This window comes from Hoyosella subflava DQS3-9A1 (assembly GCF_000214175.1).
GTDB classification, from domain to species: domain Bacteria; phylum Actinomycetota; class Actinomycetes; order Mycobacteriales; family Mycobacteriaceae; genus Hoyosella; species Hoyosella subflava.
In genome coordinates, this window is record NC_015564.1 from 4,641,988 (window position 1) to 4,659,973 (window position 17,986).

The window sequence follows — 17,986 nt, forward strand, 5'->3', positions numbered from 1 at the left end:
ACACGATGTCTCACCTATGTTGGTACTCATCGGCTACGAGGCCGCACCAACGGAGGTTGCGATGCCTAACTACTTTGTTACCGGCGGCACCGGCTTCATCGGGAGACGTCTCATCCCTTTGCTGCTCCAGAGAACGGACGCACACGTCCACGTTCTCGTCCGGGCACAATCCGTTCAGAGACTCAACGAACTGAAGACACAGTGGCCAGACAGTTCGCGTGTCACACCGGTCATCGGTGATCTCAGCAGCGACGCACTAGGCATCGCCGACGCACAGAAACTGCCCGCATACGACCATGTGTTCCACCTCGGCGCACTCTACGACGTGACGGCATCGGCTGACGAGAACCACACAGCCAACGCCGTCGGCACGAGCAACGTCATTGGGTTCGCGGAGCACAACGGCGCAAAGTTGCTCCACCATGTTTCTTCGATTGCTGTAGCGGGCAACTATCGAGGACCCTTCCGAGAGTCGGATTTCGACCTAGGACAGGATTTCCCTTCGCCCTACCATGCCACGAAGTACGAAGCCGAACGCTTGGTGCGAGAGCAAGGGAAGGTGCCGTACCGCGTCTACCGGCCGGGGGCCGTGGTCGGTGACTCGCGAACCGGGGAGATGGACAAGATCGATGGGCCGTACTACCTGTTTCCCATATTTTCCCGTCTCGCGCATTTTCCGTCGCAGCTACCCATCGCGGCACCACGTGTGGGCGTGACGAGCATCGTGCCGGTCGACTACGTCGCTGCAGCAATCGACCACCTTGCGCACATGGACGCACCCTCTGGCGCCACCTACCACTTAGGCGCCCCGAAGCCGCAGTCCACCACCGAGGTGTACAACGCGTTCGCGAAAGCTGCTGGTGCCCCACGTATCAGAGCGAACGCGCCCCGAGCAGTCAGTCGCGCCGCCACTCGGATCTTGCAGGACTCCAGCAAGCGCCTGGCCCGCGCGTCCCACAAGAACTCACGCACATCGGGCGCGACGACGGCGGTGCTCACCGAGATCGGACTACCCCCAGACCTGCTGCCGATCCTGTTCGGTGAAGTGCGGTTTGATACGACAGCGACTCAGCAACACCTCAGTGGAAGCGGCATCGTCGCGCCGGAACTCCGCACGTATGCGGACATTCTCTACCGCTACTGGGCGACAAACCTCGATCCGGACAGGGCCCGCAAACGATCGCACCGTGATCCATTAAAGGGGCGCACAGTCCTGATAACCGGTGCATCGTCCGGTATCGGCCGGGCAACCGCATTCCGCGCAGCGCGACGCGGCGCGCGCCTCATCCTCGTGGCCCGCCGCGCCGAAGAGTTGAGCGAGCTATGCCGCGAGATCGTCGCAGCGGGCGGCGAAGCCACCGCCTACCCCTGCGATCTCACTGATAGCGACGCCATCGACGACCTCGCCAAGCAAGTGCTGCACGACTTCGGCGCCGTCGACGTACTGGTGAATAATGCAGGCAGATCGATTCGGCGCTCCGTTCAGTTGTCGACTGACCGTTTCCACGACTACGAACGCACGATGGCGCTTAATTACTTTGCAGCCGTGCGCCTCACACTCGCGCTACTTCCCGCCATGATCAGCCAGCGGTACGGCCGCGTCATCAACGTATCCACGCAGGGATTGCAAGGGCATCCACCGCGCTACTCCGCATACTTGGCGTCAAAAGCTGCCCTCGAAGAGTTCGGACGCATCGCAGGCAGGGACCTGCTCGCCGACGGCGTGACGTTCACGTCCGTCCGCATGCCTCTGGTGGGGACTGAAATGATCGCTCCCAGCGAAGCGGCCAATCGGGGGATTCCGCGCCTCGCACCCGAACAAGCGGCGAGCCTCGTGATTCGGGCCTTAGAGAAGGGCGGGGATACTGTAGGTGTGCCTGCGGGGTCCGTGTTGCACGCCGCTCAAGCCATCGCACCGCGCACGAGCTTGGTCCTCAGTCACCTCGGTTCATTTCAGGGCACCCCTGAGACCGCCCCCGAAGCGCGCGAACTTCGACGGCACGACCCACTCGCAGCGGTCGCGGGAACGGTAACCCGGATGCTGTGGCGGGCCCTATAGGAGCGACCGTGTTTCTTGGTGTGCCAGTTCCCTCTTTTTTGCTGCTGACCCTCGGGGTTATCGCGGTGGTATTGGCAGTGAACTCGCGGTGGCCGCGGACACGCGGCCGCATCATGTTCTTCAGCTGGCCACTCGCATGGTTCCTCACTGAGCTCGCTTTGCACTTCAGCGTGTTGTTTGTGCTCGTAGGCGCGGTTCTTATCTGGGCTGGCGCATTGGGATCAACGGTAGGCTGGGCCGGCGCGGTGACGCTCCTCGCCGGTGTGACGCTGATACTTGCACCCGGTGTCAAAGCGCTCACGACACCCGTTACAGTGAATCCTCGTCTCCCGGGACAGTTCATCGAAGAACGCCACCAGTACCCGCGTCTCCATGTGCTTCTGCCCCCGTTGGCGTGGTGGCGGCGAGACGTGGAGAAACGAAACAACATCACCTACCACCGCATCGGAAATCTCGAACTCAAACTCGATGCCACCCTCCCTAAGAAGCCGTACCCCGGTAAGCGGCCCGCGATTATGAACGTGCACGGTGGCGGCTGGACGACTGGCTCGCGGAAACAGCAGGGCTTGCCTTTAATTGGGCATCTCGCCGCTAACGGGTGGGTCGGCTTCAACGTCGACTACCGGTTAAGTCCCCGCGCCACTTGGCCAGCGCACATCACAGACGTCAAGCGGGCCATCGCGTACGTCCGCGCACATGCAGACGAGTTCGGCATCGACCCGGGCTTCATCGCGATCACTGGGGGTTCGGCCGGGGGACACCTCAGCTCTCTGGCAGCCCTGACCGGCAACGACCCTGCACTGCAACCAGGTTTCGAGGACGAGGACACAACTGTCGCCGCGTGTGTGCCGTTCTACGGTGTCTACGATTTCGTTGACGACGAGCGTGTGCTAAGTCCAGGGGTGCGCTGGGTCGTGCAGCGCATGGTGTTCAAACGCCGCCGTGGCGAGGATCCCGAACCGTTTCGGCAGGCATCACCGCTCCATCGGATCACGCGCGGCGCTCCCCCTTTCTTCGTCATTCACGGAGTGAACGATTCGCTCATCACGGTTGAAGAAGCGAGACGATTCGTACGTAGGCTGCAGGAGATCTCCGCCCAGCCGACGCACTACACGGAACTCCCCGGCGGACAGCACGCTTTCGACATGATCCCCTCCGTGCGTACCATCCGCGTCCTCGATTCAGTTCACCTGTTCCTGGACGTCTTGTGGCGGGAACACTGCACACAGAACCAGAAGCCCACTCACTGAAGCGGTTTTCCGAACCTAGTTGCCGATTACGTGAGCTCGTGGTGTGATCGTTTCGATCTCAGCGGGAATTCGGAGGAGAATCTGTGCCGTACCTGATGCTCATCGTCACCGCTGTGTGGATCATTTGCCTTATCGACGTCATCACGACCGATGAGCACCGCGTCCGCAATATGCCCAAGATCGCGTGGATCCTGCTGGTCGTTATTCTCCCCCTCGCTGGTGGCGTCGCGTGGGTTGTCGCGGGACGCCCGAACGACGGTTTCTCGGCGCGCCGAAAGGACCCTTTCGGGTCGCGCTACCCGGAGTACGACCGGCCTGGGCGGCATATCGCGCAGAACACGGAAGCGGATGAGGAATTCTTGCGCCGCTGCCGTGAACGTGCCGAGGAACAGCGCCGCAAAGGCAGAGAAGACCCGCGGAAGAACGGCCAGGAATGACGCTGGACCTCCGACGGGTCGCCGCGTTCGTCGTCATCGCGGAAGAGCTCAATGTGACACGAGCAGCCCAGCGCTTGCACACCAGTCAGCAGGCGCTCAGCGCGTCGTTGAGCGAACTCGAACGGCAGCTCAAAGTCACACTGATCGACCGGTCGCCTCGCCAGCTGCTCCTGACTGAAGCTGGCAAACTTCTCTACACCGAAGCTAAACCGCTGCTGGCTGCGGCCGACGCGGTCGAGAGGCGGCTACGCGACGTCGCGGCAAATTCACCGCCTCAACTGCGACTCGCACACTCGCCCGCCATCACCACGGATGAGGTGTATCGACTGCTCGACGGGTTCCGATCAGCGCATCCAGACACCACGATCATCGTTGAGCAGATTTACCCGCGAGAACTCGAAGGTAGTCTCACAAGTGGCCGCGCCGACGTTGCCCTCTTGCGAATAGCGCCTAGCCTCACCCCGGAATCATCGGCTTTCGCCTCCGCGCCTGTGCGCTTCGACCGCCTACGTATCGCTATGGCGGCCGATCATCCACTCGCCCACCGAGAAAAGGTTCAGTTCAGCGACCTCCGAGATCAAGAGATTGTCATCTGGGCTCCGCCCGGCGCTTCCGGGTATACCGCTTTCCTCACGGCGCTGTGCAGGTCTGCGGGTTTCGAGCCGAGGGTGTCGATTTCACCGAATCAGGGGTTGCCGCCAGCTACGTCAGTCGCCGGGAATCAACGGGTCGCATTTGTCACAGAAAGACCTGGCCTCATGCTTGATGGAGCAGTCCAGGTGGTGGAACTCGAGCCGCCCGCGTACGCCCCAATCGAGGCTGTGTGGCTGCGCGCCGGGCTTTCTTCGTGGGCGAGGACCTTCCTCGACGACGTTCGCGCAGCAACCCCAGTCGAATGAGTCGCGGAGACGCTAACGAGTTGTGTAGCCGCCGTTGGCGAACAGCGTCTGTCCCGTGATCCACCAGCCATCCGTTGCCAGGAACTTGATGATCGGAGCGATGTCGTCGATCTGTGTGAGCTGATTTCCCATCGCTTGCGACTTGTGGAAGGCAACCCGCTCGGGCGTCTCCTGACCGTAGAAGAACGGCGTATCCATTGGCCCTGGAGCAACGTTCGACACTGAGATCCCCCGGGGCGCGAGTTCTTTCGCGGCAGCCCGGCAGAAGTGTTCGACAGGCGCTTTCCCGCCCGCATACGTCGAGTACCCGTCGGTGAAGGCTGCCAGCAACGACGTGACCACTGTGATGATCGATCCATTGTCGTTGAGCTTCAGCCCAGCTTCTTTGATGAAGAAGAACGCCGACTTGGCGTTGATGTCGAACATCAAGTCGTACTCGTCTTCTGTGGTTTCGGCGATCGGTTTACGGAGTACCCGGCCTACCGTGTTCACCGCGATATCGATCCCGCCGAACTCCTCGATTCCCCGCTCGAAGAGGGCCGTCACGTTGCCCGGTCTCGTCAGGTCGCCGTCGACAACGAGTGCCTCGGCGCCCGCTGCCCGCACAAGTTCTGCTGTCTCTGCAGCTGCATCCTTCGTTTCCGCATTGTGGTGGTGGATCACCACTGCACGTGCCCCGTCTTCGGCGAATCCGGTGCTCAACAGCCGCCCTAGATTCTTCGCCCCACCGGCGATCAGCGCGACCTTGCCTGAAACAGATCTTGCAGTCATCACAAATTCCTTTCCTCGCGGCATGCTTGCCGACTCCACGCTAGGAGCGGGCAGTGAGGACGGGAAACAGAAAGAATTGGTAGTGCTACCGGAATGTACTCGCAGATCCGCGACTACATTCGGGATATACAACGAAAGTTTGTGGCACTACCAGGGGGCAAAATGCATGCACGCCGTTTCGACCCGATTGGGTTTGCTGGCGGTCTACTGATACCCATTGGTGCGGCGGTGCTCATTCTCGTCCTGACGCGGGTGTGGGAGCCACGGCTGCCGGCTGAAGTCGCCCAGCACTGGGATGCGGCAGGCAGTCCCGATCGTTTTGGCGCGTTGTGGCCGGGCGCCTGGATGATGGCGGGGATCACTGCGCTGACCGGCGCGGCGTGTGGCGGTATCGCGGCGATGGGGCGTTCCCTTCTGGCCCTGCGGCAGATCATGCTCATCGTCGCGATAACTGTCACTGCTCTCCTCACAGGTATCTGGATTAGTTCCCTTGCCGTCCAGCTTGATCTCGCTGATCCTGCCGCTGCGGCCCTGCCCCTCTGGCCTGCGGGTCTGTACACGCTCGCGGGCCTGGCGGTAGGCGTTCTATTTGCGCGCCAACTGAGAGACGGCCGTGTACGAGTGCAAGCGAAAAGGCGGCCACCGTCCCATCTGCCTCGACAGGCCGTGTCGCGCATCCACGAGTCGCTCACTGCGTCAGCGAAACTCCAGGCACTTATCGTTGTGCCCCTGGTGGGTCTCGGCCTCGTGTTGTCTGTGGTGTCCGAGACCCTTTGGGCTCTTTTCGTTTTCATTCCGCTCGCTCTTCTCATCCTGCTTTTGCTGCGGAGCCAAGTCGACGTCGACGGATCGGGGATGCGGGCCCGCATGGCGGGACTGACCGCGTTCGACATTCGCACGGAGGAAATCGTCAAAGCGGAAGTCAAACAGGTGTCACCGGCAGCGGAGTTTGGCGGCTACGGACTGCGCATTCGGGGGAAAGGCCAGTACGGCTTAGTTTTTCGCCGCGGCCCTGCGGTCGTTGTTACCACGGCGTCGGATCAGACTTTCACCGTCACCGCTTCTCAAGCGACGGAGATGGCCGGGGTGCTGAACAGTGCCGCTGATTCTGGACGGGAGTACTGAGAACGTTCGGCCCGCCTTTGAGCGACAAATCGTCCTAGATCAGGAAGGCTGTAGGCGTGCCCACAGCAGATGAGATGCTCAGTTCAGATGCGGTCAAGCAACTTTCGGAATGTCTGCGAGACACTGGTAGTCGCGCGGAAGCCGTCGACTCGGCATCGGTTGCGCTATCCGGCAAGACTTTCAGCGAGCGCGTTGCGCTTGTCCGAGATGCGATCCTGGTCGACCTCCCTGCTGATTTTCTGCGCTTTAAAACAGCGATCGAGACAGCGTTGACCGATCCGGCATTCAACGGCTGGATGATCATGCCTGTCACAGAGGCGGTAGCGGCGCGCGGGCTCCAAGAATTCGAACCGGCGCTGAAGCTCCTTGCCCAGCTGACCCCACGTTTAACGGCTGAGACCGCGATCAGGCATTTCCTCAACGCTGACCTGAATCGTGCGCTCGACGTAATCGTGCCCTGGACCGAGAATAACGACCCGCACGTGCGGCGCCTCGCTTCGGAAGGAACGCGCCCTAGGCTGCCGTGGGCAGCGCGAATACCAGCGCTGATGGCTGATCCGTCGCCAGCACTGCCGATCCTCGATGCGCTTTACCGCGATTCGTCGGAGTATGTCCGTCGCTCTGTGGCGAATCACCTCAATGACATCAGCAAAGACCATCCGCAGGTCGCCGTGAAAACAGCCGCGCGGTGGCTGGCAGAACCGGACGGCAACACCCTGAAGACGGTCCGGCACGGGCTGCGTTCGCGGATCAAGGCAGGTGACCTTGGTGCCTTGGCGCTGCTCGGCTACTCGTCCGACGTTGAGATTGATGTCAGTGGACCTGTCGTGGACGAGGACGTCATTCATCTCGGCGAGGCACTGAAGTTCAGCTTCGCGATCACGAATCGTGGGAAATCCGATGCACCCATCGCGGTGGACTACATTATTCATCACGTGAAGGCCAACGGATCACGCTCACCGAAGGTCTTCAAGCTGTCATCTCGCACTGTCGCACCGGGCGACACGTGGAGCGTGAGGCGGCGGCACCCCATACGGCCAATCTCCACGCGCCGATACTACCCCGGAGCTCATCTCCTTGAACTCCAGGTCAACGGGATTTCACGTGGATCGCAGGAGTTCACACTGGTGATGCGAGATGACTCTGGGCCAGTCTGAGCTGCTACCGCGGCGCCGTATGAGCAAAGTGCTTGGCTAGAACGGTCAGTGGTTGTGCATTTCAGCAACAACGTAGAGGGTCGGCTACTCCTGCAGCATTCGCAGTGCGATCAAGGCAGCATGCAGCGATGCTGCTTCGGCGAAGTTCAGCGGATTCAGGCCAGTCAGGGCATGAACTTTTGCCAATCGGTAAGTGACGGAGTTGCGATGGACGTGCATTGCCCGGGCAGTTGCGAGCTGGTTGCAGTTCGTGTCGAAGAAGATCCGCAGCGTTTCCCCGAAAACTGGGTCGGAGTGAGAGAGCGGCTCCACGATCGCGGCCAGTGCCGGAATGTCTGGTCCTGCTGTTGCACTGAGGTATTCGATCGCCAGTTGCGCTAGGTCCACTACGAAATCCGCTCGTCGGAGCTTCTGCGCGGTTGCCGCAAGGCCGGCTGCCCTGCGATACGCTCCGGGCACGCCGTGGGCAGTTGTGGATGATGCGATGCCGGCCCAGCACTGAACTGATGTGTGTGCGCGCGCATGTTCGAGCTTCTCGCGGAAGCTAGCTACCGCGGAGGCGGCGCTCCCGGAGGACCAGTGCACGACGACCCACCCGTTCAGGTCGAGGCGCAAATACGCATTCGCCATAGCTTCGATCCGAGCCTTTAGGTCCCCAATGTCAGATCCGGCGGATGAGGAGCCGACGAGTTGGAACACTGCAATCGTGTAGTTCGCGTTGGGCCCGACATCGAATAGCCCCGTGGCTTCTCCCGACTGCAGAAGTGCATCGGCGGCGGCGCGGTTCCGCTCACGCACATCCGATAGCGGGTCACCGGATCGGTACGCTGCCTCAGTAGCAATGAGTGATACCACCTGAAAAATGTACTCGGCTACCCGTGGCATTTGCTCCGCCAGCGCGGCGCGCTCAGAAGGACTCGATTCGGCCACTACACGACGCCACAAAGCCGCGGATACGGCCTGGTAGGCACCAGTGAGCTCACTGAGCGTGGCACCGCTGGCTAGACGGGTCATTGCCAGGTCGGTGATAGTTCGCAGCTCATGCGCCGTCGGAAGCTTCCCGGTTTCGAGAAATGTGACCAACGCTTCCACGTTGTGTGAAATCCCGGCGAAAAAGTCACTTGCCACCAGCTCGCTCGGCACACGCTGATAAGTCGGTCCGCCCTGGCTCGCATACCAATCGATTGCGGCTTTCAGCCGGCTACGCAATGTCGAGTTCGGCACGGCCGTCGAATTCGCTTCCATCAATGCACACTCCCAGCCGTTGCCAATTTGCACAACCGCGGCTCCGCAAGTTTGTCGATTCGTCATTGTCGCAACGAACCGGCCTGATGTGTGATCAGTAGCACAGCAGCCGTTTACAAGGGAGTACATACTTTGATCTCAATGCGCACGGTCGTCGAATCAGCCCGGCTTCGAGGACAACAGATTGCCGTGATGCAGCGCAGTGGAATCATCGACCTCAAACGTCCGCTGCGGGTGCGGCAAAAATCTAGCGCGCTAAAAACTCTCGGCCCAATTGCGAGTGGAATCACGACCGGCGCGCGGTGGCATGGTGATCGAATCGCACTCGTAGACAGGGAGGGCGCCCTCACCTACGCGCAGCTTGATCTTCTCACCAACGGGATCGCACACCGATGGCGCGCCCTTGGCATCGATGAGACGTCGGTGATCGCGGTGATGTGCAGGGATCACCGTGGACTCGTCGAGGGGATGGTCGCCGCCGCGAAAGTCGGATCCAGGCTGGTACTCATGAACACTGGATTCAGCTCTAGGCAGTTCGTTGATGTTGCGGCTCGTGAACGCATATCGGCAGTGGTATCAGATGACGAATTCAACGCGATGGTCGCCGCACTTCCGCCGGACATCACCAGGCTGAGTACTGCAGTCCCCCATAACCGAGACTTCGAGAACAGCGACGCCGTTTCCCGCCCTTCGAGACAGGGCCAGTTTGTCCTCCTCACCGGAGGGACGACCGGGACTCCTAAAGGCGCTCCTCGCGAGGTCGGGTCCACCTTCGCCGCTGCGCAGTTCCTGGACCGCGTCCCGCTTCGTAGCGCACAGACAGTGTTGCTGTGCGCACCACTGTTTCACGGAACTGCGTTGTCACAATTCATCATTGCCGTGAATCTTGGCTGCACGATCGTTCTTCACGGGCGGTTCAATGCCGCGCTCGCTTTAGAACAAATCGAGGCACACCGATGCGACGCAGTGGTGCTCGTACCAACGATGCTCCGACGTATCCTCGACTGCTCGGACATCAACCGTCGGCGAACCGACAGTGTGTCAGTCATTTTCACAGCCGGAGCTGCACTGGCGCCAAGCCTCGGAGATCGGGCCATAGCCCACTTCGGATCCGTCGTCTACAACTACTACGGGTGCACTGAGACGGGAACCGCCTCCATTGCTACGCCCGAGGATTGGATCGCGGCGCCGGGAACCGTCGGTCGACCACCGCTCGGCATCACGGTGGCACTGGTCGATACGGACGGCAAGATCGTAAACAGCCCCGGCCGCAAAGGCACCATCCACGTCGGTAACTCGATCTCGTTCCAGGGGTACTCCTCAGGTGGAAGCAAGAGCGTTGCTCACGGCCTGATGTCCACCGGTGATGTCGGGCATTGGAATTCACAGGGACTGCTCTTCGTGGATGGACGCGACGACGACATGATCGTCTCTGGCGGTGAGAACGTGTTCCCGGGCGAAGTGGAGGCCGCCCTCTATGCGCATCCCGAAATCACGGAGGCTGCTGTCACGGGAGTGCCCGACGAGGAGTTCGGACAGCGTTTGTCGGCAGTGATTGTCCGGTCCAATCCAGACCTGGATGCTCACGCTGTCCGCGATTACGTCCGCTCCGAACTCGCGCGATTCAAGGTTCCCCGCGACGTTCTGTTCGTGGACGAGATACCGCGAACCACCGCCGGGAAAATCGATCGTCGGGCGATGACCACGCTCACAGCAGAAGCCCGAACTGAGTGATACGCGGGCGCTGCCACCGATTTCCTGCCGGTCGCTGAATCCCGGAGCGTCACGATCCACACCAAGCGAGCCGCCGAAGGGTGATTCGGAAACAGATAGGAGATACCCCGAGATGATCAGTACGAGCCGATGGTGGGCAATGCGGACGGTGGCCCTGCTCACCGTCGTGGGCGTTGTGGCAGGTGGCGGGGTAGCCGCCGCCGACCCGGAGTTCCCTCCGTCATTCCCACCCAGCCAGAATCAGCTGCCCCAGCTACCCTCCGAACCAGAACTCTACGACCTTCTCCCCATTCCGGTTCCTGACAAAGATCCCTGGTACGCCGACCCGCCGAATATGGCAGATCTGGCTCCTGGCCAAATCGTACGAACACGGGAGGTCCAAACCCGGATACTGGGTGTACCATTCCCCGTCCACACCCGGCAACTGCTGTTTCGCTCGACCGATGTTCACGGCAATCCGATCGTGACCGCCACCTCGGTTATTGTTCCCGGCATTCCGTGGACCGGAAGTCCTCGGCCAGTTGTCTCGTTTCAGGAAGCCATCGATTCGACCGATTCATCGTGCAACCCCTCGCATACGCTCCAGGTCGGCACGATGAAAGAAATGCCGCTATTAGCCGGTTGGCTAGCGCAAGGTTTCGCCATCAACGTTCCTGACTTCGGCGGAAAGTTCAACACATTCAACACATATGACGAGGGGAAAATGGTCCTCGACAGCCTCCGGGCGGTGAAGAATGACACCACGTTAGGGCTGTCGGATTCAGCAATAGCCTTGTACGGCTACTCGGGTGGCGGGTCTGGATCGATCCGCGCTGCCGAACTCCGGCAGAGCTACGCACCGGATGTGCATCTGAGTGGCACCGCCATCGGGGGCACCCCCGGAGATCTCGTGGCATTGTCAGAATTCGCCACGACAGCGCAGCCCGGACTCACTGGCACTGCCAACTTCACAATGTGGCTGGGGTTCGCGGCCCTTTCACACCATTATCCGGATGCGTTCGACGCCAGCGAACTTCTGACTGTCGAGGGCCAGCAGATCGTGGCCGACCTGCAGAGCCGCTGCGTGTACACCGCAGCCCTTACCGGCGTGTACCGGCCGATCGACGAGTACTTCCAGCCGGGAAGGTCGCTCGCCTCTACCCCAGCCGTTCTGGAGGTTCTTCGAGCGAACAGCCTCGGCCAGCACGTTCCGGACAGTCCCGTCCTGTGGTGGCACTCGGTATGGGATGAACTCGTTCCACAATCCACGGTCCTGCCGACCGTGCAAAAGTATTGGGATAACGGAGCGGACCTGCGTTTCTACACCTCGCCAATACCGGAACACATCACGAACGCCGTCGTCGGATACCCGCCTGCATTGGTATGGATCAGCGAGATCCTGCGAGGGCTGCCACCGGGACCGCGAGTCAAGGAAGACTTCGCGCCACTTCCCCCGGACTTCCCTGGCGCCTGAACTGAAACTCGTGATGCCTTTCTTGGGGAATCTACGATTCACCTTAGAAAGGCACATACCTTGCGATTGTCATCGGCGGCGGAGCAGCCTGGACAGGAACGATCTCCAGGGCTAGCTAACGGATGCCCGCACGCAGCGCCATCCCTTTGATGTACGCTGCCTGCCCTAAGTGCTGCAGACAATCACCTTCGACACTGACGATCCGCACGGCGGCGGTGACAGGAGGGTCCCAGGCCTCGTCGACGACGCGGTCCAGCTCGTCGGCGGTGAGAGTTTCGATGTAGCGCCGAGTTAGCTCGTGGACGTCGGCGTGATATTCCGCAACTAGTTGCGCCCCTGCGGTCACCTTGCCTACGTCGTCGCTGCTGTGGCCATAGCCGATGTCCGCGTCGTCGAACGGGAGGCCGAAACGTCCCGCCCAGCCACACTCGGTGTAGGCCTGCGCCACCCCCGCTAACCCTGAAATGTGGTCGTCCTGCACACGCGCGAGATGCCACAGCAACCACGACATCGAGTTGGCGCCGGGGTCGGGACGGTAGACCGCAATCGCATCCGGCAGGTCCGCGGTGATGTCTTCGACGAGCTCGCGGATTCGCCCAAACGAATCGAGCAGGAGCCTCGTCACCGGCGCACTCTCAGAACTCATGATTATCCGCCTCTCTTGGAAAATCTTGGCTTTTCCCAATACTCCTTAATACTCTTGTGTGTTAGGTGCTGAAACCATCCTCGCACTAGATTTGAGCTGCAGCACTGATCCAGTCGCTTGGCGATCCATCAGGAGTCATCATGGGCGAAAACACCTTCACAGTTAGCCGTTCCGCCACGATCGGTGCGCCGCCGACCACCGTGTACGAATTGCTGTCGAACTTCCACAACTGGCCGAAATGGTCACCGTGGGAGGAACTGGATCCCAACATGGAACGGAACTTTTCGGGCGCGGAGGCCGGAGAGGGCGCCGAGTACTCGTGGTCCGGCAACAAGAAAGCAGGCAAAGGCCGGATGAGAATCATCGAGGCCATCACACCCTCCAAGGTCCGCATCGCGCTCACCTTCGTGAAACCGTTCAAATCGGAGAACACAACTTCATTCACCATCACCAGGAAAGGCGACAATTCTGAAGTGACCTGGACAATGGTGGGAGCCAAGAGCATCTTCTCGCGCGTCATGGTGCTCTTCGGCGGAATGGACAAGATGATCGGGAAGGACTTCGAGAAGGGCCTTGCCAAGCTCAAGCGTGAGGCGGAGCGTCTTTGAAGGCGAGTGAGGGAATAAGACCGCCCGCAACGACGCCCTCAACCTGGCGCGTCGACATGCGGTGACGCACCGGGATATCAACCCCTTTTGTCGCGTTGTGCACAGTTAGTTCCTTACCGCTCTGCAGCGCGTCACGAACTCCGTCGATGACGATCACATCGTCAGCGTCGATCTGCTCGTAATCTTCGGGATTGACGAATTCGAGGGGAACGATGCCGAAGTTGGCGAGATTTTGCCAGTGGATACGGGCAAACGACTGCGCGATAACCGCGCGTAACCCCAGGTACCGCGGGGTTATTGCCGCGTGTTCACGCGACGATCCCTGGCCGTAATTGTCGCCACCGACAATGATGTGCCCCTCCTTCCCTGCGGTTTTTGCGGCGCGCTCGGGATACGTCTCATCCACCCTCGTGAACGTGAATTCGGCTAGCTTTGGAACATTCGAGCGGAACGGCAGGGCCTGCGCTCCTGCTGGTGAAATTTCGTCGGTCGACACGTTGTCGCCCACCTTGAGCATCACCGGGGCTTCAAGCTTGTCCGGCAAAGCCGGGAAATCAGGCAGCGCGCTGATGTTCTTGCCCCGCACTGGCTCAATCTTCAGCGCTTCCTCCTTTTCGGGAGGCGCGACGAGCATCGCGGTGTTGACTGCGGCGCGCGCAGGCAAATCAAGTGCCGGATAATCAAGACCAACGTCTTTCGCCCACTCGCGGGGATCAGTAATTTTGCCCGTCAGCGCAGAAGCAGCCGCCGTTTCCGGAGAGCACAACCACACTGAATCTTCCTTTGTCCCCGAGCGCCCCGGGAAGTTCCGCGGAAATGTCCGCAGCGAATTTCGGCCGACTGCCGGTGCTTGCCCCATCCCGATGCAACCCATGCAACCGGACTGGTGGATTCGCGCCCCAGCGATCACGAGCTCCGCGGTGGCCCCCATGTTCGTAAGGTCCGTCAGGATTTCGCGAGAGGTCGGATTGACGTCGAAACTCACGGAAGAATCAATTTGGCGCCCCGCGACCATCGCAGCCGCGATCGCGAAATCACGGAGACCGGGATTGGCTGACGAGCCGAGAACTACCTGACTTACTGGCTCACCTGCGACCTCGCGGACGGGAACCACGTTGTCAGGCGCGGACGGCTTCGCGATGAGCGGCTCGATCTCCGACAAGTCGATGTGTTCCTCAACGTCATACGTGGCGCCCTCGTCAGCAAGAAGCTCCTGAAAATCGCCTTCACGATCCTCCACGCGCAGAAATTCCAGTACCGCATCGTCCGCGGGGAACACGGAGGTGGTCGCGCCCAGTTCCGCCCCCATGTTCGCGATGACATGGCGGTCCATAGCGGTGAGATTCGCTAGGCCCGGTCCGTGATACTCGATGATGCGGCCAAGCCCGCCCTTCACGCTGTGGCGGCGAAGCATTTCGAGAATAACGTCCTTCGCCGAACACCACGGCGGTAGCTCTCCCGTAACCTCGACGCCCCAGATTTCCGGCATGCGCAGATAGAGCGGCTCCCCCGTGATAGCCAAAGCGACCTCGAGACCTCCGACTCCGATCGCGAGCATGCCCAGTGAGCCGGCGGCCGGGGTGTGTGAATCAGAACCCACAAGCGTCTTCCCCGGAATGCCGAACCGCTGCATATGGGTCGGGTGGGAAACACCGTTCCCCGCTTTTGAGAACCACAATCCGTAACGCTGGCTCGCGGTACGCAGAAACTCGTGGTCCTCCGCGTTCTTCTCGTCGGCCTGCAGTAGGTTGTGATCCACGTACTGCACACTGACTTCGGTGCGGGCACGATCGAGTTTGAGTGCTTCGAGTTCCTGCATGACCAGCGTTCCAGTCGCATCCTGCGTCAGTGTCTGGTCGATACGTAGCGAGATTTCCTCCCCGGGCGTCATCTCGCCCGAGACAAGATGCTCAGCAATGAGCTTCTGGGCAACGTTGCGGGGTTGTGGGGCATCAGCCATCAGTGCCTCCTCCAGGCGGCTCAGCGCCAACTGCTTAAGTGCAAACGGGCGTCCTTTGTCGTGTACCCGACTGGAGGAGTTCTAATCGTCGCGGTACTCCGCTACGGAGTTGTTAATTGCGCACGCGGCTTCGCCGGAGCGATACCCCTGAGTCGCGGATGCAGTTCGAAGAGAAAATCCATCCGCGCTAGGAGGATGAGCTTGTGTGCGGTCAGCGCGAGGATGACCACCGAGGCTGTGACGAGCAGTGGAAGCACGGCGCCCACGCCTGGCAGTGCGGTGAGGACCGGCACCTTCAGCAGTAGCGCCACGACGACCGCGATGAGAATGTCCATCATCACGTAGACCGGCAGTGTCCGGGTCCCGATGCTCTGGAATACATTGCCGACCATAGTGCCGACAAGCCAGGCTGCGACCAGAACGCCAAGGCCCAGGCCAATGGTGGTGACGAGCAGCCGCAGTTCGCGCGCGTCGAAAACATTGAGCTTGACGATGGGGACGTACACGGCAGCATAGGCGGCCAGCGCTACCAGGACCGTCCAGCCCTTCGCGAGACGACTGAATGCTACGACAAGCTGCTTCGCGTGCAGCGCCAGAAGGAAGTAGACGAAATACATCGCCATGTTCCGCCATCCGAAACCGATGTCGGCGAAGAAGCCGTACCGCCCGTACGCGGAGATCGACAAGGCAACGGCGAACCCGAACTGCACGGCCAGCGGGAACCGCGAGATCAGCTTCGCGACGATCGCGAAAACCGCGAGCCCGTAGATGAACCACAAGGCACTGCTCGGCAGATACAGGCCGCGAATCACCGCCTCGAATTTCGCATAACCCCCGTGGCGCACTTCCTCAGGCAGCAAGTTGTGGGCAACGAAGAACATCAACAACCACACCGTGTACAGGTAAAAGAGGTGTGCGACACGGCTGCGCATCATTTTCGTCCAGGTCATCGAGATCATGCCCTGCGCGAACAATCCTGAAGCCGCAAAGAACAAGGGCATCCGGATAGGCTGAAGAAACGCGTTGATGTCACGCCAGAACTCAGGCGTGAGGTCCTTCCGGACCAGCATTCCCACAGCGTGCAGCAGCACGACAAGTGTGATCGTCAGACCTTTCGCAAGGTCTACCCATTCAACTCGTGGCTTGATTCTCTGGGGTTCGGGAGCATCCACGGCAACAGTCGGTAGCGGCAGAGAACTCTGCGTTGGCTGTGCCGACTGCATCGGATCAACTCCCTTTTTTATGCGCGATGACTTAAGAATCCCCTTAGAAAGTTATGCGCACGTAAAGGTAAGTTGAAGAGCTTTGCAACCAAGGTCACATTGCGATGCCGCTCACTGACCGATCAGGGCATCAGCTCTTTCCAGTGAATCGACCACAGTCGGCCAGCGCTCGGCACCGTCCTCGGGTGTCCCCAGCACGCCATCGGGATCAACAAGCACTATCGACGCGTGATCATCTGTCACAAGTCGGCGAACCAGTTCGAACGTCAGGCGACGCGCTACATCGCTGAAGCCGGTGACGCGGACGAAGTCGAAAATGATCGCGAGGTCCTCTTGTTCGCGTTGCTCAACCTCGCGCACCACGGCTTCAATACCTGCAAACCGCACTGCACCCTGTAGCTGATAGCACAGCGCAGTGCCGCGAACACCGCTGGCGCGGAACACCGAGCGGCCTATCGGCGGGGTCTCCATCAAGTGGAGCTCCATGTCCCGGGACAAATGTTCGAATAGTTCGACGCCCCTAACGCTGTTGCCGCGGCTATCCACCCTCGGCGAGTAGACGGCGATACCCAACTGGCCAGGCAGGACGCCGATGATGCCGCCAGCGATGCCACTCTTCGCCGGGATTCCAACAGCTGACATCCAGTCCCCGGCGGCGTCATACATGCCGCAGGTCAGCATCACGCTGAGCACCTGACGCACCGTGGCGCGGCTGAGCAGTCGGTCCCCAGAGATGGGCTGCAGGCCACCATTCGCGAACGTCGCAGCCATCAGCGACAGATCACGCGTCGTCACCGAGAAGGCACACTGCCAGGTATAGCCGCGCACCACTTCGGCTGGTTCTTCCTCGAGCACGTCAACTGTGCGCAGCATATGCCCGATCGCGAGGTTGCGATGCGCCACGTTGTGCTCCGACTCATCAAAGCTAAGTTCCCGGCCCGCAAGCTGACTGTAGTGCTGCCGGATTCGGGCTGTCCGCTCGTCGCAATCGGCACCGGAAACGAGAGCATGTGCGGCTATCGCACCTGCATTGATCATCGCGTTAAATGGGCGTCCGGTCGAGGGCTCCAGAGAGATCTCGTTGAACGCATCGCCTGACGGTTCGACACCGATCTTGCGATGTACTGCGTCCTCTCCCGAATCCTCGAGCGCGAGTCCGTAGGTAAAGGGTTTGGACATCGACTCGATAGGAAAGTGGTTGTCGGCGTCACCGGCGCAATACGTCGCGCCCTCGACCGTGGTTATTGCGATCGCCAGTTGGTCAGGGTCGCACTCGGGGGCATTCCGGTACGCATCTTTCACCTCACCACTGTGGTCAGGCGCGTAGCGCTTGAGAACGTGCTCGAGATAGTCAGGCACCGGAGACTTCATGGATCTGGTCTACCCCGTGGCTTCCACCCCAATCCCCGACTCCGCACC

15 protein-coding genes are annotated in these 17,986 nt (G+C 60.6%); 9 read left to right on the forward strand and 6 right to left on the reverse strand.

The features are described 5' to 3' along the window. Positions 1-61 precede the first annotated feature (61 nt). From AS9A_RS21450 to AS9A_RS21465, 4 genes are all read left to right on the forward strand, one after another. A complete protein-coding gene (locus tag AS9A_RS21450) occupies positions 62-2,059 on the forward strand; it encodes an SDR family oxidoreductase (protein WP_041452358.1) in 1,998 nt (665 codons plus the stop codon). An 8-nt stretch (positions 2,060-2,067) separates the two neighbouring features. Further along, entirely contained in the window at positions 2,068-3,309 is a 1,242-nt protein-coding gene (locus tag AS9A_RS21455; protein WP_013809269.1) for an alpha/beta hydrolase, read from the forward strand. An 83-nt stretch (positions 3,310-3,392) separates the two neighbouring features. After that, positions 3,393-3,746 (forward strand): PLD nuclease N-terminal domain-containing protein, encoded by a 354-nt coding sequence (locus tag AS9A_RS21460; RefSeq protein WP_013809270.1) that lies wholly within the window; start codon positions 3,393-3,395, stop codon positions 3,744-3,746. Then, positions 3,743-4,645 carry a LysR family transcriptional regulator gene (locus AS9A_RS21465; protein WP_013809271.1) on the forward strand — a complete coding sequence of 301 codons (903 nt, stop codon included), beginning with the start codon at positions 3,743-3,745 and terminating at the stop codon, positions 4,643-4,645. The genes AS9A_RS21460 and AS9A_RS21465 overlap by 4 nt, the downstream gene beginning before the upstream one ends. 12 nt (positions 4,646-4,657) lie before the next feature. Here AS9A_RS21465 and AS9A_RS21470 read toward each other — a convergent pair whose 3' ends face one another. Next, a complete protein-coding gene (locus tag AS9A_RS21470; RefSeq protein ID WP_049793812.1) occupies positions 4,658-5,416 on the reverse strand; it encodes an SDR family oxidoreductase in 759 nt (252 codons plus the stop codon). 162 nt (positions 5,417-5,578) lie between these two features. Here AS9A_RS21470 and AS9A_RS21475 point away from each other — a divergent pair, with 162 nt between their 5' ends. Further along, positions 5,579-6,541 (forward strand): DUF1648 domain-containing protein, encoded by a 963-nt coding sequence (locus AS9A_RS21475; RefSeq protein ID WP_041452361.1) that lies wholly within the window; start codon positions 5,579-5,581, stop codon positions 6,539-6,541. A 56-nt stretch (positions 6,542-6,597) separates the two neighbouring features. Beyond that, positions 6,598-7,698, forward strand: coding sequence for a DNA alkylation repair protein (locus AS9A_RS21480; RefSeq protein WP_013809274.1), 1,101 nt, complete (start codon positions 6,598-6,600; stop codon positions 7,696-7,698). 84 nt (positions 7,699-7,782) lie between these two features. Here AS9A_RS21480 and AS9A_RS21485 read toward each other — a convergent pair whose 3' ends face one another. Beyond that, positions 7,783-9,009, reverse strand: coding sequence for a PucR family transcriptional regulator (locus AS9A_RS21485; protein WP_237707853.1), 1,227 nt, complete (start codon positions 9,007-9,009; stop codon positions 7,783-7,785). 75 nt (positions 9,010-9,084) lie between these two features. On the opposite strand from AS9A_RS21485, the gene AS9A_RS21490 reads away from it, so the two are divergent. Both AS9A_RS21490 and AS9A_RS21495 read left to right on the forward strand, forming a co-directional pair. Next, positions 9,085-10,677 carry an AMP-binding protein gene (locus AS9A_RS21490; protein ID WP_041451276.1) on the forward strand — a complete coding sequence of 531 codons (1,593 nt, stop codon included), beginning with the start codon at positions 9,085-9,087 and terminating at the stop codon, positions 10,675-10,677. Between the two features lie 112 nt (positions 10,678-10,789). Further along, positions 10,790-12,130 carry a lipase family protein gene (locus AS9A_RS21495; protein WP_013809277.1) on the forward strand — a complete coding sequence of 447 codons (1,341 nt, stop codon included), beginning with the start codon at positions 10,790-10,792 and terminating at the stop codon, positions 12,128-12,130. 115 nt (positions 12,131-12,245) lie between these two features. Here AS9A_RS21495 and AS9A_RS21500 read toward each other — a convergent pair whose 3' ends face one another. Continuing rightward, a complete protein-coding gene (locus tag AS9A_RS21500) occupies positions 12,246-12,776 on the reverse strand; it encodes a mycothiol transferase (protein WP_041451277.1) in 531 nt (176 codons plus the stop codon). A gap of 140 nt (positions 12,777-12,916) precedes the next feature. Between AS9A_RS21500 and AS9A_RS21505 the strand changes: the two genes are divergently transcribed. Beyond that, on the forward strand, positions 12,917-13,384 hold the full coding sequence (locus AS9A_RS21505) for an SRPBCC family protein (protein WP_013809279.1): 468 nt from the start codon (positions 12,917-12,919) through the stop codon (positions 13,382-13,384). Here the strand turns inward: AS9A_RS21505 and AS9A_RS21510 are convergent. The 3 genes from AS9A_RS21510 to glsA form a co-directional block, all read right to left on the reverse strand. Further along, positions 13,359-15,344 (reverse strand): aconitate hydratase, encoded by a 1,986-nt coding sequence (locus AS9A_RS21510; protein ID WP_013809280.1) that lies wholly within the window; start codon positions 15,342-15,344, stop codon positions 13,359-13,361. The two genes, AS9A_RS21505 and AS9A_RS21510, sit on opposite strands and share 26 nt — an antisense overlap. Before the next feature lie 101 nt (positions 15,345-15,445). Beyond that, positions 15,446-16,567, reverse strand: coding sequence for an acyltransferase family protein (locus AS9A_RS21515; protein WP_013809281.1), 1,122 nt, complete (start codon positions 16,565-16,567; stop codon positions 15,446-15,448). A gap of 111 nt (positions 16,568-16,678) precedes the next feature. After that, positions 16,679-17,938, reverse strand: a complete 1,260-nt coding sequence (gene glsA, locus AS9A_RS21520; protein ID WP_041451278.1) for a glutaminase A — start codon at positions 17,936-17,938, stop codon at positions 16,679-16,681. Positions 17,939-17,986: the final 48 nt, after the last annotated feature.